The organism is Pseudomonas sp. JQ36, assembly GCF_053851495.1.
In genome coordinates this window covers 4,934,378-4,952,527 of record NZ_CM132642.1, presented here as the reverse complement: position 1 = coordinate 4,952,527, position 18,150 = coordinate 4,934,378, and the positions used below count along the sequence as shown (strand labels likewise).

22 protein-coding genes are annotated in these 18,150 nt (G+C 60.2%); 15 read left to right on the top strand and 7 right to left on the bottom strand.

Annotation, left to right across the window (positions count from 1 at the left end; all coding sequences use genetic code 11):
* Window positions 1–81 precede the first annotated feature (81 nt).
* The 9 genes from ACS4NR_RS22425 to ACS4NR_RS22385 all read left to right on the top strand — a co-directional run bounded on the left by ACS4NR_RS22425 (window position 82) and on the right by ACS4NR_RS22385 (window position 8,858).
* Window positions 82–1,203 (top strand): Re/Si-specific NAD(P)(+) transhydrogenase subunit alpha, encoded by a 1,122-nt coding sequence (locus ACS4NR_RS22425; protein WP_456018366.1) that lies wholly within the window; start codon window positions 82–84, stop codon window positions 1,201–1,203.
* 15 nt (window positions 1,204–1,218) lie between these two features.
* Window positions 1,219–1,539 (top strand): NAD(P) transhydrogenase subunit alpha, encoded by a 321-nt coding sequence (locus tag ACS4NR_RS22420; RefSeq protein WP_003220416.1) that lies wholly within the window; start codon window positions 1,219–1,221, stop codon window positions 1,537–1,539.
* Window positions 1,539–2,972, top strand: a complete 1,434-nt coding sequence (locus ACS4NR_RS22415) for an NAD(P)(+) transhydrogenase (Re/Si-specific) subunit beta (RefSeq protein ID WP_095139707.1) — start codon at window positions 1,539–1,541, stop codon at window positions 2,970–2,972. Before ACS4NR_RS22420 ends, ACS4NR_RS22415 begins: the two co-directional genes overlap by 1 nt.
* A 214-nt stretch (window positions 2,973–3,186) precedes the next feature.
* Window positions 3,187–4,680, top strand: coding sequence for an acetyl-CoA hydrolase/transferase family protein (locus tag ACS4NR_RS22410; protein WP_253150176.1), 1,494 nt, complete (start codon window positions 3,187–3,189; stop codon window positions 4,678–4,680).
* Between the two features lie 321 nt (window positions 4,681–5,001).
* On the top strand, window positions 5,002–5,217 hold the full coding sequence (locus ACS4NR_RS22405) for a DUF1127 domain-containing protein (RefSeq protein ID WP_003220409.1): 216 nt from the start codon (window positions 5,002–5,004) through the stop codon (window positions 5,215–5,217).
* Between the two features lie 587 nt (window positions 5,218–5,804).
* Window positions 5,805–6,122, top strand: a complete 318-nt coding sequence (locus ACS4NR_RS22400; RefSeq protein ID WP_007962831.1) for a DUF2388 domain-containing protein — start codon at window positions 5,805–5,807, stop codon at window positions 6,120–6,122.
* A 108-nt stretch (window positions 6,123–6,230) separates the two neighbouring features.
* Window positions 6,231–6,536, top strand: coding sequence for a DUF2388 domain-containing protein (locus tag ACS4NR_RS22395; protein WP_253150177.1), 306 nt, complete (start codon window positions 6,231–6,233; stop codon window positions 6,534–6,536).
* 43 nt (window positions 6,537–6,579) lie between these two features.
* Window positions 6,580–6,900 carry a DUF2388 domain-containing protein gene (locus ACS4NR_RS22390; protein ID WP_007911662.1) on the top strand — a complete coding sequence of 107 codons (321 nt, stop codon included), beginning with the start codon at window positions 6,580–6,582 and terminating at the stop codon, window positions 6,898–6,900.
* Window positions 6,897–8,858 carry a DUF7844 domain-containing protein gene (locus ACS4NR_RS22385; RefSeq protein ID WP_456018365.1) on the top strand — a complete coding sequence of 654 codons (1,962 nt, stop codon included), beginning with the start codon at window positions 6,897–6,899 and terminating at the stop codon, window positions 8,856–8,858. The genes ACS4NR_RS22390 and ACS4NR_RS22385 overlap by 4 nt, the downstream gene beginning before the upstream one ends.
* Before the next feature lie 148 nt (window positions 8,859–9,006).
* Here the strand turns inward: ACS4NR_RS22385 and ACS4NR_RS22380 are convergent, their stop codons facing one another.
* The 3 genes from ACS4NR_RS22380 to trpB all read right to left on the bottom strand — a co-directional run bounded on the left by ACS4NR_RS22380 (window position 9,007) and on the right by trpB (window position 11,629).
* A complete protein-coding gene (locus ACS4NR_RS22380) occupies window positions 9,007–9,462 on the bottom strand; it encodes an anti-virulence regulator CigR family protein (RefSeq protein WP_456018364.1) in 456 nt (151 codons plus the stop codon).
* 122 nt (window positions 9,463–9,584) lie between these two features.
* Complete coding sequence (gene trpA / locus ACS4NR_RS22375) at window positions 9,585–10,397, bottom strand: tryptophan synthase subunit alpha (protein ID WP_456018363.1); 813 nt, start codon at window positions 10,395–10,397, stop codon at window positions 9,585–9,587.
* Window positions 10,397–11,629 (bottom strand): tryptophan synthase subunit beta, encoded by a 1,233-nt coding sequence (gene trpB, locus ACS4NR_RS22370; RefSeq protein ID WP_041074734.1) that lies wholly within the window; start codon window positions 11,627–11,629, stop codon window positions 10,397–10,399. Before trpB ends, trpA begins: the two co-directional genes overlap by 1 nt.
* Window positions 11,630–11,742: 113 nt before the next feature.
* Between trpB and ACS4NR_RS22365 the strand changes: the two genes are divergently transcribed.
* Window positions 11,743–12,660 (top strand): LysR family transcriptional regulator, encoded by a 918-nt coding sequence (locus ACS4NR_RS22365; protein ID WP_456018362.1) that lies wholly within the window; start codon window positions 11,743–11,745, stop codon window positions 12,658–12,660.
* Here the strand turns inward: ACS4NR_RS22365 and ACS4NR_RS22360 are convergent.
* The gene (locus ACS4NR_RS22360; protein WP_003220391.1) at window positions 12,633–12,959 is read right to left on the bottom strand and encodes a DUF883 family protein; all 327 of its coding nucleotides are present in this window, start codon (window positions 12,957–12,959) and stop codon (window positions 12,633–12,635) included. The genes ACS4NR_RS22365 and ACS4NR_RS22360 overlap by 28 nt on opposite strands.
* A 170-nt stretch (window positions 12,960–13,129) precedes the next feature.
* Here ACS4NR_RS22360 and ACS4NR_RS22355 point away from each other — a divergent pair, with 170 nt between their 5' ends.
* Both ACS4NR_RS22355 and ACS4NR_RS22350 read left to right on the top strand, forming a co-directional pair.
* On the top strand, window positions 13,130–13,345 hold the full coding sequence (locus tag ACS4NR_RS22355; protein WP_027610201.1) for a dodecin: 216 nt from the start codon (window positions 13,130–13,132) through the stop codon (window positions 13,343–13,345).
* A 124-nt stretch (window positions 13,346–13,469) separates the two neighbouring features.
* Window positions 13,470–13,694, top strand: a complete 225-nt coding sequence (locus ACS4NR_RS22350) for a DUF1161 domain-containing protein (protein WP_047597082.1) — start codon at window positions 13,470–13,472, stop codon at window positions 13,692–13,694.
* A 171-nt stretch (window positions 13,695–13,865) separates the two neighbouring features.
* Here ACS4NR_RS22350 and ACS4NR_RS22345 read toward each other — a convergent pair whose 3' ends face one another.
* Entirely contained in the window at window positions 13,866–14,867 is a 1,002-nt protein-coding gene (locus ACS4NR_RS22345; RefSeq protein WP_027610203.1) for an LLM class flavin-dependent oxidoreductase, read from the bottom strand.
* 241 nt (window positions 14,868–15,108) lie between these two features.
* On the opposite strand from ACS4NR_RS22345, the gene ACS4NR_RS22340 reads away from it, so the two are divergent.
* Window positions 15,109–15,540 carry an OsmC family protein gene (locus ACS4NR_RS22340; RefSeq protein WP_034152273.1) on the top strand — a complete coding sequence of 144 codons (432 nt, stop codon included), beginning with the start codon at window positions 15,109–15,111 and terminating at the stop codon, window positions 15,538–15,540.
* Between the two features lie 246 nt (window positions 15,541–15,786).
* On the top strand, window positions 15,787–16,026 hold the full coding sequence (locus tag ACS4NR_RS22335; RefSeq protein ID WP_047297485.1) for a DUF1161 domain-containing protein: 240 nt from the start codon (window positions 15,787–15,789) through the stop codon (window positions 16,024–16,026).
* Between the two features lie 6 nt (window positions 16,027–16,032).
* On the opposite strand, the gene ACS4NR_RS22330 is transcribed toward ACS4NR_RS22335, so the two are convergent.
* On the bottom strand, window positions 16,033–16,452 hold the full coding sequence (locus ACS4NR_RS22330) for a PA0061/PA0062 family lipoprotein (RefSeq protein WP_095139715.1): 420 nt from the start codon (window positions 16,450–16,452) through the stop codon (window positions 16,033–16,035).
* A 40-nt stretch (window positions 16,453–16,492) separates the two neighbouring features.
* A complete protein-coding gene (locus tag ACS4NR_RS22325; protein WP_047297483.1) occupies window positions 16,493–16,915 on the bottom strand; it encodes a PA0061/PA0062 family lipoprotein in 423 nt (140 codons plus the stop codon).
* Window positions 16,916–16,973: 58 nt separating this feature from the next.
* On the opposite strand from ACS4NR_RS22325, the gene ACS4NR_RS22320 reads away from it, so the two are divergent.
* Window positions 16,974–18,050, top strand: a complete 1,077-nt coding sequence (locus tag ACS4NR_RS22320; protein ID WP_456018361.1) for an aminopeptidase — start codon at window positions 16,974–16,976, stop codon at window positions 18,048–18,050.
* The last annotated feature ends 100 nt before the right edge of the window (window positions 18,051–18,150 follow it).

The following is an 18,150-nucleotide window of genomic DNA, read 5'->3' as shown; positions in this document are numbered from 1 at the left end:
GGGATCGTGCTGATCGGCCGCCCCAGTCGCACCATCCGCAGTGCCTGGGTTTACTCAATAAGATCACGCAGGAGATTTGACGTGCACATTGGTGTTCCTCTCGAAACCCAGACCGGTGAAACACGGGTTGCTGCAACCCCGGAAATCATTAAAAAGCTGATCAGCCAAGGTCATAAGGTCACTGTGCAAACCGGCGCCGGCGTAAAAGCCAGTGTTGTCGACAGTGCCTATGAAGCGGCGGGCGCAACCATTGGCAGTGCCAACGATGCGTTCGCTGCCGAGCTGATTCTCAAAGTGGTCGCCCCCAGCGACGCCGAACTGGCGCTGATCAAGCGCGGCACGGTGCTGGTTGGCATGCTCAACCCCTTCAATAACGAAACCATCGCGAAAATGGCCGAGTGCGGGATTACTGCATTCGCCCTGGAAGCGGCGCCGCGTACGTCTCGGGCGCAGAGTCTCGATGTGTTGTCGTCGCAAGCGAACATCGCCGGCTACAAGGCGGTATTGCTGGCCGCGCACTACTATCCACGCTTCATGCCGATGCTGATGACCGCTGCGGGCACCGTGAAAGCGGCGCGCGTGCTGATTCTGGGCGCCGGTGTGGCCGGGTTGCAGGCGATTGCCACAGCGAAACGTCTGGGTGCGGTGATCGAAGCGTCTGACGTGCGTCCGGCGGTGAAGGAACAGATCGAATCCCTCGGCGCCAAGTTCGTCGATGTGCCTTACGAGACTGACGAAGAGCGTGAATGCGCGGTCGGTGTCGGCGGTTACGCTCGCCCGATGCCGGCGAGCTGGATGCAACGTCAGGCCCAGGCTGTGCACGAACGCGCCAAGCAGGCCGACATCGTCATCACCACCGCACTGATCCCGGGCCGCAAGGCGCCGACACTGTTGAGCGCAGACACCGTTGCGCAGATGAAACCCGGCTCGGTGGTCATCGACCTCGCAGCGGCCCAGGGTGGCAACTGCCCGCTGACCGTGGCCGATCAGGTTGTGGTCGAGAACGGCGTGACCATCGTCGGCCCGACCAACCTCGCCGGTGAAGTCGCTGCAGACGCCTCGGCGCTGTACGCCCGCAACCTGCTGGACTTCCTCAAGCTGGTGTTCACCAAAGAAGGCCAGTTCGACGTCAACCTCGAAGACGACATCGTCGCCGCGTGCCTGATGTGCCGCGACGGCCAAGTCATCCGCAAAAACGCCTAAGCAGGGATTCAGACGATGGAAGAGCTTATCTCCCCCGGTATCTACAACCTGATCATCTTCGTGCTGGCGATTTATGTCGGTTATCACGTGGTCTGGAACGTTACACCTGCGCTGCACACGCCGTTGATGGCGGTGACCAACGCCATTTCGGCGATCGTGATCGTCGGCGCCATGCTTGCCGCTGCGCTGACCGTCACGCCGCTGGGCAAGACCATGGGCACCCTCGCCGTGGCGCTGGCTGCGGTCAACGTGTTTGGTGGCTTCCTGGTCACCCGCCGCATGCTTGAGATGTTCAAGAAGAAAGCCCCGAAAGCAAAAGAAGAGGCGCCGAAGTAATGAGCATGAATCTCGTCACGACGCTCTACCTGATCGCGTCGATCTGCTTTATCCAGGCCCTCAAAGGCCTGTCGCACCCGACCACATCGCGGCGCGGCAACCTGTTCGGCATGCTCGGCATGGCGCTGGCCATCCTCACCACTGTCGGCCTCATCTATAAGCTTGGGGCTGAGCTGGCGACTGCGGGTATCGGTTACGTGATCGTCGGCCTGCTGATCGGCGGCACCGCCGGTTCGATCATGGCCAAGCGCGTTGAAATGACCAAGATGCCGGAGCTGGTCGCGTTCATGCACAGCATGATCGGTCTGGCGGCGGTGTTCATCGCCATTGCCGCGGTGGTCGAGCCGCAATCGCTGGGCATCGTCAAGCAACTGGGCGACTCGATCCCGGCGGGCAACCGTCTGGAGCTGTTCCTCGGAGCGGCGATCGGTGCAATCACCTTCTCCGGTTCGGTGATCGCCTTCGGCAAGCTGTCGGGCAAGTACAAGTTCCGTCTGTTCCAGGGTGCGCCGGTACAGTTCGCCGGTCAGCACAAGCTCAACGCAGTACTGGGTCTGGCGACACTGGTGCTGGGCGTGACCTTCATGCTCACCGGCAACCTCGCAGCGTTCGCGCTGATGCTGGCGCTGGCGTTCGTGATGGGCGTGCTGATCATCATCCCGATCGGCGGCGCCGACATGCCGGTGGTGGTGTCGATGCTCAACAGTTACTCGGGCTGGGCTGCAGCGGGTATCGGCTTCTCGCTGAACAACTCGATGCTGATCATCGCCGGTTCGCTGGTGGGTTCGAGCGGTGCGATCCTTTCGTACATCATGTGCAAGGCGATGAACCGTTCCTTCTTTAATGTCCTGCTCGGTGGTTTCGGCAACACGGCCGACGCAGGACCTGCCGGTGCGAAAGAAGCCCGTCCGGTGAAATCCGGTTCGGCTGACGACGCAACCTTCCTGCTGACCAACGCCGACACCGTGATCATCGTTCCGGGTTACGGCCTGGCGGTGGCGCGCGCGCAACACGCCTTGAAAGAGCTGACCGAGAAACTGACCCACCGTGGCGTGACCGTGAAGTACGCGATCCACCCGGTGGCCGGTCGCATGCCCGGGCACATGAACGTCCTGCTCGCCGAGGCCGAAGTGCCTTACGACCAGGTGTTCGAGATGGAAGACATCAACTCCGAGTTCGGCCAGGCCGACGTGGTGCTGGTGCTCGGCGCCAACGACGTGGTCAACCCGGCCGCCAAGAACGATCCGAAATCGCCGATTGCCGGCATGCCGATTCTCGAAGCGTTCAAGGCCAAGACCATCATCGTCAACAAACGCTCGATGGCCAGCGGCTATGCCGGTCTGGACAACGAACTGTTCTACCTGGACAAGACCATGATGGTCTTCGGCGACGCGAAGAAAGTCATCGAAGATATGGTCAAAGCGGTCGAGTAATTCCCCGCTGCAATACCAGACGCCCCGACTTGTCGGGGCGTTTTTGTTTGCGCAAAGCGTCGGACAATTTGCCACGTTGTTGCAGATCCAGTAACGGTGTTTTACTTGAAACCCGCTAAATAGACGCCTCGTTTGCGACCTTGGTAGCGGGACAGGCGCCCGCGAAATTCACTAGACTGCGCATCCTGCTACTCGCTTCCCGAGAAAATAATCCATGTACCGTGACCGTATTCGCCTGCCTTCGTTGTTGGATAAAGTGATGAGCGCCGCCGACGCCGCCGCGCTGATTGAAGACGGCATGACCGTCGGCATGAGCGGCTTCACCCGCGCAGGCGAAGCCAAAGCCGTCCCTCACGCACTGGCCGAGCGAGCCAAGGTCACGCCGCTGAAGATCAGCCTGATGACCGGCGCCAGCCTGGGCAACGACCTCGACAAGCAACTGACCGAGGCCGGCGTGCTGTCGCGGCGTATGCCGTTCCAGGTTGACAGCACCTTGCGCAAGGCAATCAACGCCGGCGAAGTGATGTTCATCGACCAGCACTTGTCGGAAACCGTCGAGCAACTGCGCAACCAGCAACTGAAGCTGCCGGATATCGCGGTGATCGAAGCCGTGGCCATCACCGAACAGGGTCACATCGTGCCGACCACTTCGGTGGGCAACTCGGCCAGCTTCGCGATTTTCGCCAAGCAGGTAATTGTCGAGATCAACCTGGCGCACAACGCCAACCTCGAAGGCCTGCATGACATCTATATCCCGACCTATCGTCCGACGCGCACGCCAATCCCGCTGGTGAAAGTCGACGACCGCATCGGCAGCACCGCGATCCCGATCCCGCCGGAGAAGATTGTCGCCATCGTCATCACCCAGCAGGCGGATTCGCCGTCCACGGTATCAACCCCGGATGTCGACACCAACGCTATCGCCGAACACCTGATCACCTTCTTCAAGCAGGAAGTCGATGCCGGGCGCATGACCAACAAGCTCGGCCCGTTGCAGGCCGGGATCGGCAACATCGCCAACGCGGTGATGTGCGGTCTGATCGATTCGCCGTTCGAAGACCTGACCATGTACTCCGAAGTGTTGCAGGACTCGACCTTCGACCTGATTGATGCAGGCAAGCTGAGTTTCGCCTCGGGCAGCTCGATCACCCTGTCGGAGCGGCGCAACAGCGACGTGTTCGGCAACCTGGAGAAGTACAAGGACAAACTGGTGCTGCGTCCGCAGGAGATCTCCAATCACCCGGAAGTAGTCCGGCGCCTGGGTATCATCGGCATCAACACCGCGCTGGAGTTCGACATCTACGGCAACGTCAACTCCACCCACGTCTGCGGCACGCGGATGATGAATGGCATTGGTGGCTCGGGCGACTTTGCGCGCAACGCGCACCTGGCAGTGTTCGTGACCAAGTCGATCGCCAAGGGCGGGGCGATTTCCAGCGTGGTGCCGATGGTCAGCCACGTTGACCACACCGAGCATGACGTCGACATTCTGGTGACTGAGGTGGGTCTGGCGGACTTGCGTGGCCTGGCCCCGCGCGAACGCGCCCGGGTGATCATCGACAATTGTGTGCATCCCGATTACCGCCAGGCGCTGAATGACTACTTCACCGCTGCCTGCGCCATCGGTGGTCATACCCCGCACATTCTGCGTGACGCTTTGAGCTGGCACATGAACCTGGAAGAAACCGGGCACATGCTGGCGGTGTAATTCACACAGTCAAACCGCTGATGCAAACACAGTTTGTATCAGCGGTTTTATTCACCAGCCTCTTCTGGAAAAAACTGTACTACTGTACCGGTGCTTTCCTACACCTTTTTCCTACTATTTCCCTCGAACAGACTTAAAATGCACCAGTTAAGTGCAGACAGGTACAGTTTGCTCAATTTTGACCCGTACACCCCCTATAAACAGTTAACTGGTCACTCACAATACAGTTGAACTGTATCTAGAGAGACTAGGCAAACGAGAGGATCATGGGCACCAGTCAAACCACTACCTGATCCCGCCACAAGCGGAAGGATGTCAACCATGGAACGTACACTCAGTTCCGAACTGTTCTTCGAAGACAAAGCTGCAAAAACCCAGGCTTCCCTGCCTCTGCGCGTTATCGCCAACCTGATGTTGTGGCAGCGCCGCATCTCCAGCCGCCACCAACTGGCTCGTCTGGATTCGCGTCTGCTGGCTGACGCCGGTATCAGCGAAGCACAGCGCTACGAAGAGCTGAGCAAGCCGTTCTGGCGCTAAGTAGCGTCGCTGGCTCTGGTCGTTAGACCCACCGCCAGCAACCCGAATTGAAAAAACAAGACCCGTCGCGGGAAACCGCGACGGGTTTTGTCGTTTCGGGGTTCGAAAACGTCCCGAGAAGCGAGTCACAGGGGTAACAAGTACAGTTTAAAAAAACAAATATTTGCACCAGTACAATTTTGCGTCTGTGTATTTGCCTGGCTATCTGCATCGGGCATCGCCGGGCTTCAATCCATCCCGGCTTAAAGAAAACACCATGAAAAACTTACAGGATGTTTCCGCAATTCCGATCCAGCCGCTCGTTCGTCCGCACTTGCTGCGTGGCTTTGACAAGGGATGGAGCACGCCGCAACACCACGCCTGCTGGCTCAGCTGAATCACCGCGATCTCGCGGATCAGGGCCTCGGCCATGCCGATCGACTGAATGAACCAGAGAGACCCTGCTGGCGCTAGCATTCTGCCCACTGTCCGAACGCCGCATACAGGCCTAATATCCACACCGGAACGTGGCGAATCTTCTGTTACCCGCGTCTGACACATCAGACACAAGCCACCTCTCAAAACGGTTTACTTTCAGGAGATACCCCATGTCCCGTCTTCGCCTGCTCAGCGCTGCCGCCTTGCTCGCCGTGGCTGCCAACGCCAGCGCCTCCAGCTTCATCGTGACCACCGACGCTGTGGTTGGCGCGCTGAAGTCTTCTTCGGATGCCACCTCCGACGTCAGCTCTTCGCTGCGTGACAACAAAGTCGTGATTGCTGCCCGTGACGACGCTGCCAGCTTCGTCGCCAGCGAAGGCCAGATTCGTGGCGTGAAACTGGAAAGTGCCCTGGACCTGATCCGCCATCAGGCACCGCAACTGAACGCTACTGACTTCCAACTGGCGCAAGCCATCCTCGCGATCTGATCCGCCGCTGTCAGACGGGACACGCCAGTCGTGTCCCGATGTTTCGCCGCTGGCTCTGGCCCGGGCATTTGCGCTAGCCTTGAGGTTCGTTAACCGTTACCGAGTCTCATGCGTTTATTCAAACTGCTTTTCCCTTCTGTGCTGATCAGCGCCTTCTGGGCGACCTCGGTCGATGCCTTTGATATCTCCACGCAAAACACCGTAGTCAGCGTTTGGGCAACTGGGATGGTGTCTTCCGCACCATTCGACCGTAAACTGATCGTCGCCGCTCACGATGACGCGGCGGTGTTTGTTGCCAGTGACGGTCAATTGCGCGGCGCGCAGCTCGAATCCGCACTGCATTACCTGCGCAAATCCCGACCAAAACTTCATGTCAGCGACCTTGAACTGGCACAGGCAATTCTCGTCCAATAGTTATCCTGATCCCTTCGTTATCATTGCCCTCCGGAGTCGTTCCATGCGTAGCCCGCTGATTGCTGCCGCCCTTGGCCTGTTTTTGTTGGCCGACGTGGCCCAGGCGCACACCCTGGTAGCCACCAGTAACATCATCGTTCGTGCCTCCCAGCGCACCATCGATTTCACCTCCGATACCACCACGTCGATTCGCGATTCGAAAATCATCCGCGAAGCCCACGACGATGCCGCCAGCTTCGTTGCCACCAACGGCGATATCCGTGGTGCGCACCTGGAAGCTGCGCTCAATACCTTGCGCACGCGCGTGCCGGAAGCCCGCGACGCCAGTGATCAGGTGCTCGCCGAAGCCATCCTCGCACTGTGAAGTCACTCGGCACCTGGCTGCTGGCCGGGGCGTTGTTGCTGCTTGGCAACAGCGCCCACGCCAGCCTGCAATTGCGGCTCAAGACCGACGGTCTGAGCCCCGCTCAACAGCAGGCCAGCCAGGCGCTGCTTGATGAAGCGATGCAAAAACTGCCGCCCAGCTTCGTCGAACAGCTGGATCGGCGCATCGACGTCGGCTGGACCGACGACATGCCCGGTAACGCCTACGGCCAGGCGACCCTGGTCGCGGAACTCGACCTGAATCGCAAACTGCTCGCCGGCCTCACCGACGGTAGCGCAGCAAAAGAGAAAACCAATCGCCCCCACGGCACGGTACGCCAGGAACTGCTGGCAACGGTGCTGCACGAACTCACCCACATTTATGACCGCGCGCGCCTGTGGCCCGCCGCCGAGCGCACGCTGATCCAGCGCTGCAGCCGACGCTTCAACAGCGCCGGGCTGATTGGTATTCCCGATGAGTGTCGCGGTCAGACAGAGCGGCGCTTCACCCTAAGCGATGACCCGCGCCTGCTCGACCTCGCCGGCTGGCAGCAATATGTCGGCCGCCGTGGTGAACGCGAACAGCACAACCGACAGATCGCGCGCAGCCCGGACCTGTACGAGATCTCCAGCCCGAAAGAGTTTGTCGCGGTCAACATGGAGTATTTCCTCCTCGACCCGAGCTATGCCTGTCGGCGGCCAGCGCTCTATCGCTACTACAAGGAGCATTTCGGCTGGGCACCACCGGTCAAGGACACCTGCAGCAACACCTTCGCCTTTCTCAACGCCGGCAACGACTTCGCCAAGCAACCCTTGGGTCAGGTCGACCCGGAGCGGGTGTATGCCGTCGACTATTTGCTGGCCGAAGCCAACCAGAACTGGGTCAGCCGCTGGGGTCACAGCATGTTGCGCCTGGTGATCTGCGCACCGGGTCGCCCGCGTGGGCCGGATTGCCGGCTCGACCTTGATCAACATCTGGTGCTGTCCTACCGCGCCTTTGTCGGCGACGTGCAGCTGTCGAGCTGGGACGGACTGGTCGGCAAATATCCGTCACGCCTGTTCGTCCTGCCGCTTGCACAGGTCATCGACGAATACACCAAGACTGAATTGCGCAGCCTCGCCTCGGTGCCATTGAACCTGTCACGCGACGAGATCGAAGGCGTGGTCGAACACGCTGCCGAAATGCACTGGAGCTATGACGGCAACTACTTCTTCCTGTCGAACAACTGCGCGGTGGAAGGCCTGAAACTGCTACGCAGCGGCAGCAACAACAAGCAACTTGTCGGTCTGGACAGCATCATGCCCAACGGCTTGCTCGAAGTGCTCAAAGGCCGGGGGCTGGCCGACACCAGCGTACTCGACAATCCCAAGGAAGCCCTGCGCCTGGGTTATCGCTTCGACTCGTTCCGCGATCGCTATCAGGCGATGTTCGATGTGCTGAAGAAGCAGTTGCCGATCAAGCAGAACACTGTTGAGGAATGGCTTTCGCTGACAGCCGAAGAACGCCGTGAGTGGTTCGAACGCGCCGACTTGCGTACCAGCGCCGCATTGCTGCTGCTGGAACAGGCCAGTTATCGCCGCCAGTTGCTGCTGGCCCAGGACGAGGTCAAGCAGCGTTACCTCGGCGCCCGGGAGCTGGAAAACGGTGGCATGGACAAGGCCAACGCGACCCTGCAGGAAATTCTCGCCAACAGTGGCTTCCTCAGTCGCCCGGCGGAACTGCTCGACAGCCGCGGCTACGGTCTGCCGCAACCGAGCGAGTTCAAGCGCCTGCAGGACGAAAGCGCCCAACGCCAGAAACAACTGCTGGCGCTGAGCGGCGATCTGGACAAGGAGGTGCGCAAGTTGCTGGAGCCCCAACGCGCGGCCGAAATTGCCGCCAGCGAAGCCAACGTGAAGCAGATCGGCGAGCATCTGCGCAAACTGCACAAGGCGTCCGGCGGACTGGAGCTGCCCTGAGACAGAAGACTGGAACTGAGTCTTGTGGCGAGAGAGCTTGCTCCCGCTCGGCTGCGCAGCAGTCGTAAATCGGTTGAATGCCGAATTTTCAGGGCCGCTCCGCGCCCCAGCGGGAGCAAGCTCCCTCGCCACAGATGATCGTGCCAAATCAGTACAAAACACCATCCAGAATTTCGTAAACGATCCCGGTACCCACCGCGATCAGCACAATGTCACCACCGGCCCGGCGCCATTCATAACCCGGATACACCGGCAAACGACTCAGTGCCCGACCGTCCAGCCGCTCGCCGTAATAACCGTGCGGCAACGGCCGGCCACGTTCCAGACGAATGCCCGGCGGTGGCGGTGCACCGCGCACGAAGTAGCCATGATTGTCACGTATGGTCTGGCGCACCGGCCCGAAGTCACGCGGCGGCGGGCCGCCACGGTGATCGTTCTGCGGGCCACGGTGGTCGTCACCGTGATTGTCGCCACGGTTGTCGTAATGGCCCTGCTGCGGGCCGCCGTGGTCGTGATCATCGCGCGGGTCGGCGCTGGCCAGCAGCGGCGTCGCGCTGAGCATCAGCACGCCCAGTCCGGCAATCAGACGTTTCGGCATTTTCATCAGATCTTTCCTCACTGCACCAACAGCAAAAAGGGATTCAGAACGTGGTTCTGAATCCCTCGGTCTTGCTCGATTAGGTTGCGTTGTGAGGCGCTAATTCCTCTGTATCAGGAACTTTACCTTTAGCTGACGCGGGCCTTACGCACGCCTTCGGACAGCGCCTTGCACAGGCCCAGCACACCATCGACAGCCTGGGCCGGCGTGGTCGCATTGGCGATGTGATCGATCAGTGCCGAACCCACCACCACACCGTCCGCCAAGCGGGCGATGGAAGCGGCCCGCTCCGGAGTACGGATACCGAAACCGATGCTGATCGGCAGGTCAGTGTGTCGACGCAGACGAGTCACCGCTTCCTCGACGTGTTCCAGGGTGGCCGCACCGGCACCGGTCACACCGGCCACCGACACGTAGTAAACGAAGCCCGAACTGCCATTGAGCACTTTCGGCAGACGCGCATCATCAGTGGTCGGGGTGGTCAGGCGGATGAAGTCCAGACCCGCAGCCTGTGCCGGGTCGCACAGTTCATTATTGTGCTCTGGCGGCATATCGACCACGATCAGACCGTCGACGCCCGCTTCCTTGGCATCAGCGATAAAACGCTCAACGCCATACATGTGGATCGGATTGAAGTAGCCCATCAGCACCAGCGGCGTGTCGCTGTTGCCTTCGCGGAACTCACGCACCATCTGCAGGGTTTTCGCCAGATTCTGCTTGGCGCCCAAGGCACGGATGTTCGCCAGTTGAATCGCCGGACCATCGGCCATCGGATCGGTGAACGGCATGCCCAGCTCGATCACGTCGGCGCCAGCGCCCGGCAACCCTTTGAGGATCGCCAGCGAGGTGTCGTAGTCCGGATCACCGGCGGTGACGAAGGTCACCAGCGCGGCGCGGTTCTGTTGCTTGAGGTCGGCAAAACGGGTTTGCAGGCGGCTCATCAGTGTTTCTCCTGCTTCGACTGTTCCATGTGATGCATGACGGTCTGCATGTCTTTGTCGCCACGGCCGGAGAGGTTGACCACCATCAGGTGATCCTTCGGCAGTTTCGGTGCGCGCTTGAACACTTCAGCCAGCGCGTGGGCGCTTTCCAGTGCCGGGATGATGCCTTCGAGGCGGCAGCACTGGTGGAACGCAGCGAGGGCTTCGTCGTCGGTGACCGAGGTGTATTGAACGCGGCCGATGTCATGCAACCAGGCATGCTCAGGGCCGATGCCCGGATAGTCGAGGCCGGCGGAAATCGAGTGGGCGTCGATGATTTGGCCATCGTCGTCCTGCAGCAGAAACGTGCGGTTGCCGTGCAGCACACCCGGTACGCCGCCATTGAGGCTCGCCGCGTGCTTGCCGGTTTCGATGCCGTAACCGGCCGCTTCGACGCCGATGATCTCGACGCTCTGGTCGTCGAGGAACGGGTGGAACAGACCCATGGCGTTGGAACCGCCACCGATGCACGCCACCAGGCTGTCCGGCAGACGACCTTCCTGAGCTTGCAGCTGCTCGCGGGTCTCCTTGCCGATCACCGCCTGGAAGTCGCGCACCATGGCTGGGTACGGGTGCGGGCCGGCCACGGTGCCGATCAGGTAGAAGGTGCTGTCGACGTTGGTCACCCAGTCACGCAGCGCTTCGTTCATCGCGTCTTTCAGGGTGCCGGTGCCGGCCACCACCGGAATCACTTCGGCGCCCAGCAGCTTCATGCGGAACACGTTGGCCTGCTGACGCTCGATGTCAGTGGTGCCCATGTAGATTACGCAGTCCAGACCGAAACGTGCGGCCACGGTAGCAGTCGCCACGCCGTGCATGCCGGCGCCGGTCTCGGCGATGATGCGTTTCTTGCCCATGCGCCGCGCCAGCAGGATCTGGCCGATGCAGTTGTTGATCTTGTGCGCGCCGGTGTGGTTCAGCTCTTCGCGCTTGAGGTAGATCTTCGCACCACCGCAGAACTCGGTCAGACGCTCGGCGAAATACAGTGGGCTAGGACGTCCGACGTAGTCACGCTGGAAGTAGGCCAGCTCTTCCTTGAACGCCGGATCTTCCTTGGCCGCCTCGTATTCGCGGGCCAGATCGAGGATCAACGGCATCAGGGTTTCCGCCACGTAGCGGCCGCCGAACGCGCCGAACAGGCCGTTATCGTCAGGGCCGCTGCGCAGATTGGAGGTGTTCGAAGTCTGGGTCATGATTTGCTCCAGGTGAATTCGGGTCAGAAGACAATGACGCCACTCTACCCCTGACCTTCCAGACTGAAAACCGATAAGATCGCTACAACCTGTCAGGAAAACTCACAGATACCATGAGCCACGACCTTCCCCCGCTGAACGCCTTGCGCGCGTTCGAAGCCACCGCCCGGCTGAACAGCGTCAGTCAGGCGGCCGAACAGCTGCACGTCACCCACGGGGCGGTCAGCCGTCAGCTGAAAGTGCTAGAGGAGCATCTGGGCGTAAGCCTGTTCGCCAAGGACGGTCGCGGCTTGAAACTCACAGATGCCGGTGTTCGTCTGCGAGATGCCAGCGGTGAGGCCTTCGATCGCTTGCGCAGTGTGTGCGCCGAGCTGACGCAGAGCACCGCTGACGCGCCGTTCGTGCTCGGCTGCTCGGGAAGCCTGCTGGCACGCTGGTTCATCCCACGCCTGGGGCGGCTCAACGCAGATTTGCCGGACTTGCGACTGCATCTGTCCGCCGGTGAAGGTGATCTCGATCCACGGCGTCCCGGACTTGACGCCTTGCTGCTGTTCGCCGAGCCGCCATGGCCGGCAGATATGCAGGTCTACGAATTGGCCGCAGAACGCATCGGCCCGGTACTGAGTCCACTGTTCAGCGGGAATCAACGCCTGCAAGCAGCGCCCGCTTCAGCCTTGCTCAGTGAACCGCTGCTGCACACAACCTCCCGCCCACAAGCCTGGCCGAGCTGGGCACGGCAAAACCACCTCGACGCTAATGCGTTGAAGCTCGGGCAGGGTTTCGAGCACTTGTATTATTTGCTGGAGGCCGCAGTGGCCGGACTCGGCGTGGCGATCGCGCCAGAACCGCTGGTGACCGAAGATTTGAAAGCCGGTCGCCTGGTTGCGCCGTGGGGCTTCTGCGAAACCCCGGCGCAACTGGCGTTGTGGCTACCCAAGCGCGCCGCAGATGGACGCGCCCGGCAACTGGCGCAGTGGCTCAAGAACGAGCTGCGCCAAACGGATCACTCGCCGCGCTTGAACAGCAAGTAAGCGGCCAGCAGACCGATTGCACCGACCGCCACACCAGCGGTGGTCCAAGGGTGTTCCTGAGCGTAATCGCGGGTGGCGATGCCGGTCTCGCGGGTTTTCACTTTGACTTCTTCATAGGCATCGCTGAGCAGGCTGCGCGAATGTTTCAGCGCGCTTTCGGCGTTGCTTTTGAGCGCCTTGAGGGTCTTGCGCGACTCGTCGGATGCGTCGTCCTTCAGGCTTTCCAACGATTTGAGCAGACTCTCGATCTCGGCTTCCATGCTTTGCAACGAGGCTTTACGTAAAGAGGTGTTGGCCATGGTGGCTCTCCTGCATTGGTGATGAGTGGCGTGTGTTGGTTGGGACTTCAGCGGTTTGAGAAAGTGCAGAAAATCTGAACTTAGCTTGCGCCGCGGCACCGAAATCCACAGAGCAGATTGACTGCTAGTCTCAATTCCACACGTCAATTGCAAACGCCAAGGAGATCGCCATGAGTGACCATCACACGTACAAGAAAGTCGAGCTGGTTGGCTCGTCCACCAGCAGCATCGAGGACGCCATCAACAACGCGCTGGCCGAAGCGAACAAAAGCATCAAGCATCTGGAGTGGTTTGAAGTGGTCGAGACCCGTGGCCACATCAAGGACGGCAAGGCTGCGCATTTCCAGGTAACACTCAAAGTCGGCTTCCGCATTGCCAGCAGCTGAGTTTGGGCTACGCTTCTGAACTTGCGCGCTGGCCGAGTGCCATAGGAATGGCAAAGCGCTACAAGGTGAGTGCATCGGCACAGCCGGTGCCCGCCTCTTTTAATCCGACCAGGGAGTGCGACCGATGAAGAAGTTCATATTGGCAGTAGGTTTGTTGAGCCTTGCGGGTGGCGCGTTGGCTGCTGGCAAGCCTTGTGAAGAGTTGAAAAGCGAGATTGCGGCGAAGCTGGATGCCAAGGGCGTTTCCGGGTATTCGCTGGAGGTTGTCGATAAGGGTGCAGCGGCTGACGGCAAAGTCGTCGGAACTTGCGAAGGTGGCGCCAAGGAAATCGTCTACAAACGCGGTTGATCGCACCTGAAATGCAAAAGCCGACGCGAAGGCGTCGGCTTTTTTGTGGACCACTGGTTCCCAATGTGGGAGCGGGCTTGCTCGCGAAAGCGTTATGTCAGCCGACATCCTGGGTGTCTGACACTCCGTCTTCGCGAGCAAGCCCGCTCCCACAGAAGCCGTATTCCAGAGTCAGCCCTTCATGACTTGAGCCAGCAACTCATAGGAATGCAGGCGATCGGCATGCTCATACAGATCGCAGGTGAAGATCAGCTCATCGGCCTGGGTCTGCTCGACCAGCACCTCCAGCTTCGCGCGGATCTTCTGCGGGCTGCCGACCATCGCCAGACCGAGGAAATCCCCCACCGCCTCGCGCTCATGGGGCAGCCACAGGCCGTCCATGGTTTTCACCGGCGGACGCTGCACCAGACTCTGCCCACGCATCAGCGCGAGAATTCGCTGGTACACCGAGGTCGCCAGGTAGTCGGCCTGCTCGTCGGTATCGGCCGCCACCAGCGGCACCCCAAGCATCACGTACGGTTTGTCGAGCACTGCCGACGGCTTGAAGTGGTTGCGATAGACGCGAATCGCCTCATGCATGAAGCGCGGAGCGAAGTGCGAGGCGAAGGCGTAGGGCAACCCGCGCTCACCGGCCAGTTGCGCACTGAACAGGCTGGAACCGAGCAACCAGATCGGCACATTGGTGCCGGTGCCGGGCATGGCGATCACCCGCTGATCCGGGGTGCGCGGGCCGAGGAAGCGCGCCAGCTCGGCGACATCTTCCGGGAAATCATCGGCACTGCCGGAGCGTTCGCGGCGCAGGGCGCGGGCGGTCATCTGGTCGGAGCCGGGCGCACGGCCCAGACCCAGATCGATGCGTCCCGGATAGAGGCTTTCGAGGGTACCGAACTGCTCGGCGATCACCAGCGGCGCATGATTGGGCAGCATCACCCCGCCGGAGCCGACGCGAATCGTCGAGGTGCCACCGGCCAGATACCCCAGCAGCACCGACGTGGCGGAGCTGGCGATGCCGTCCATGTTGTGGTGTTCGGCGACCCAGAAACGGGTGTAGCCAAGCTTCTCGACATGCTGTGCCAGATCCAGCGAGTTGCGCAGCGATTGCGCCGGGCTGCCGTTCTCGCGCACGGGCACCAGGTCGAGGGTGGAAAACTTTACGTCGGACAGTTGCTTCATAAACCTGCGTCTCCGAATGAGGAGGCAGGTTTTTCTTGCGAACGAAAACCTGCCCAATCCATAAGCGTGTTTTATGCAATGAGGGCATATACCCGAGTTTCAATAGCCGCGATGAAATTTCCTACTAAAAAAGTCAACGATTCAGCCGGGCTGAACTTTGTCCGGGCGTCTATCCTCAGAAGCCTTGCAAGTAAAAACCACGACGGCGCGGCGTTTCCGCGCCAGATCTTGAGGAGGCAGCATGGCTATCGTGAAGAAAGCATCCGCGCATTGGGCAGGCGATCTGAAAACCGGCATCGGCTCGATCTCCACTGAAACCGGTGTCCTCAGAGAAGCCCCCTACGGCTTCAAGGCTCGCTTCGAGGGCGGTAAGGGCACTAACCCGGAAGAACTGATCGGCGCCGCGCATGCCGGCTGTTTTTCCATGGCGTTTTCGATGATTCTGGGCGATGCGGGCCTGAAGGCCGACAGCATTGATACTCAGGCTGAAGTCACGCTGGATCAGGTAGATGGCGGCTTCGCAATCACGGCGGTGAAGCTGATCCTCAAGGCGAAAATCCCGGGAGCGACTCAGGCACAGTTTGAAGAACTGAGCAACAAGGCCAAGGAAGGGTGCCCGGTGTCCAAGGTGTTGAACGCGAAGATTACGCTTGAGGCTTCGCTGGTCAGCTGATCAGGCGTTAACTGTACTGGCGCCATCGCGAGCAGGCTCACTCCTACATTCGATCTCCAGCGGACACATCAATTGTGAACAATCGGGATTCCCTGTAGGAGTGAGCCTGCTCGCGATGGCAATCTAACAATTACCGCAATCCCGGAAGATGTGAGCGAAGTCAGAACCCACGCTGCAAAAATATGGTCGAATACCTGACAGCAGCTTCAGCGCACGCCCGTGCGCGCTGCCCTATGGAGCTTCAAAATGAAACGTATTGGCTTGGCGATCCTCTGCAGTGCACTGGCCACCTCGGTTTTTGCGGCACCGAAAGACTGCGAAGAACTCAGGAAAGAGATCGAAATCAAGATTCAGGCTAAAGCAGTGCCGTCCTACACACTGGAAATCGTCAGCAAGGAAGAAGCCGCAAAACACGACATCGCCATGGTGGTCGGTTCATGTGAGAACGGCAGCAAAGCGATCATCTATCAGAAGAACGACAGCTGAGTCGTCTCAGTTAATGCAGTTGTAGTCGCGATCCTCGGCGACGATTTCACGTTTGGCGTTGTACAGCCGGGCACTCGGGGTGAACCCTAGCGAACGACCTTCCAGCAGATAACGCTGGCCGGCTTCGAAATGGTCGTAGCGGATGTACAGATAGCACAGCCGCTCGACAGGGCCGGTCATTAGCGCACCGCCGCCGCCAAACACCTCGAAGTCAAACCGCACCCGCAGCTCGTGGCTGCCAGGCGTGACCTGAAAGAAACGCCCATCGGTCAGCCGTTGATTGTCCAGGCGCTCGGCCATAAGCAGTTTGCCGCCAGGGGTCGGAGTCGAGAAGTCGACCCAGGCCATTTGCGGATCGACCGGCGGTAACGGGGTCTGGCAACCGGCGACAACGCCGACCGCGAGCAACAACATCAACTTGCGCATGAGGGATGTCCAGGGATTCAGACCTCCAGCATAGCGCCGATCACGTGCGCTGGCAGCCTGCCGGGGTTCCTTGGCCGACCACATTGCGCTGCTCGTCATAGAGCTTCGCCCATGGCCGGAACCCGATGCTGCCGGCTTGCAATTGATAACGCTGTCCGGCGTTGAATTCCTTGAATGTCAGCTTCAACTGGCAGTCGCGCCACAGTGGCTCGGCGTCGGGGCCGATGTTGGTGGCTTCGACCGGAAACTGATAACGCACCTTCAGCTCATGGCTGCCGGGCTGGACTTCGAAATAACGTTTGTCGACCGTGGCCCGGCTATCGACCTGCAGCGCTTGCAGCGCCGTGTCCTGTTGCCGGGCATCGAGATCGATCCAGGCTTGCGAGGGGTCAGGGTCGGGCATTCCGAATCCGGCACAACCGGCCAGCGTCAGCAGGCCTCCTGTCAGCAACAACATGCGCATAGCGAAGCTCCAAATGGCGGGATAGTCTTGCGGGCAGACTTTCCAAAGGATTTTTATTTTGAGCAGGCCGCTTCCAAGCCATGGGTTACTTGATCGCGTTTTTCGGATTTTGTTTCCGGGTGTGATGTTTTTGTTGCTCAACGGTTGTTCCAGCGTCAGCTATTACAGCCAGTTGGCCAGCGGTCAGTTGCAATTGTTGCGCGCGCGCGAGCCGGTGGCCAAGGTGATTGCCGACCCGAGCCGCGACGCTCAGCTGCGCACGCACCTGATCCAGTCGCAAAAGGCTCGGGCCTTCGCCAGTGAACGGCTGCACCTGCCGGATAACCAGAGCTATCGGCTGTACGCCGACATTGGTCGGCCGTATGTGGTGTGGAACGTGTTCGCCACCCCGGAGTTTTCCCTGACCCCGCAAAACCATTGCTTCCCGATCGCCGGTTGCGTGGCCTATCGCGGCTACTACAGCCAGAGCGCCGCGCGCGGCGAAGCGGCGATCCAGCGCCTGCAAGGCATGGACGTGGCGATTGGCGGCGTCGAGGCCTATTCGACCCTCGGCTGGTTCAATGACCCGATCCTCAATTCGATGATGGGCTGGGGCGATGAGCGTCTGGCCACGCTGATCTTTCATGAACTGGCGCATCAGCGCTTCTATGTGAAGGACGACACCGAGTTCAACGAGTCGTTTGCCACGTTTGTCGAACAGGAAGGTACGCGGCAGTGGCGGGCGTTTCGCGGGTTGCCGGCGGATACCGATGCCAGGCTCAAGCAGCGCGATCAGTTCATCGAACTGGTGCTGGAAACGCGCGCGCGCCTGGAACAACTCTACGCCCAGCCGCTGCCGGCCGAGCAGATGCGCGAGCGCAAAACGGCGACGTTCGAGCAGTTTCGTCGCGAATATCGATTGATGCGCGACCGCCAGTGGGCCGGGGACAAGCGCTACGATGCGTGGGTGAACATGCCGCTAAACAATGCGCGGCTGTTGCCGTTCGGGCTGTATGACCAGTGGGTGCCGGCGTTTGCGGCATTGTTCAGGCAAGTTGGGGGGGATTGGGTGCGGTTTTATGCCGAGGTTGAGAAGCTAGGCGGGTTACCTGACGAGAAACGCAAGGCGGCTTTGAAAGCTTTGGCAGAGGCTTGAATCCAGACCGGCTGAACTCGCCTCTTCGCGAGCAAGCCCGCTCCCACAGTTGACATGCATACCTCCTGTGGGAGCTGGCTTGCTCGCGAAGACTGACTGA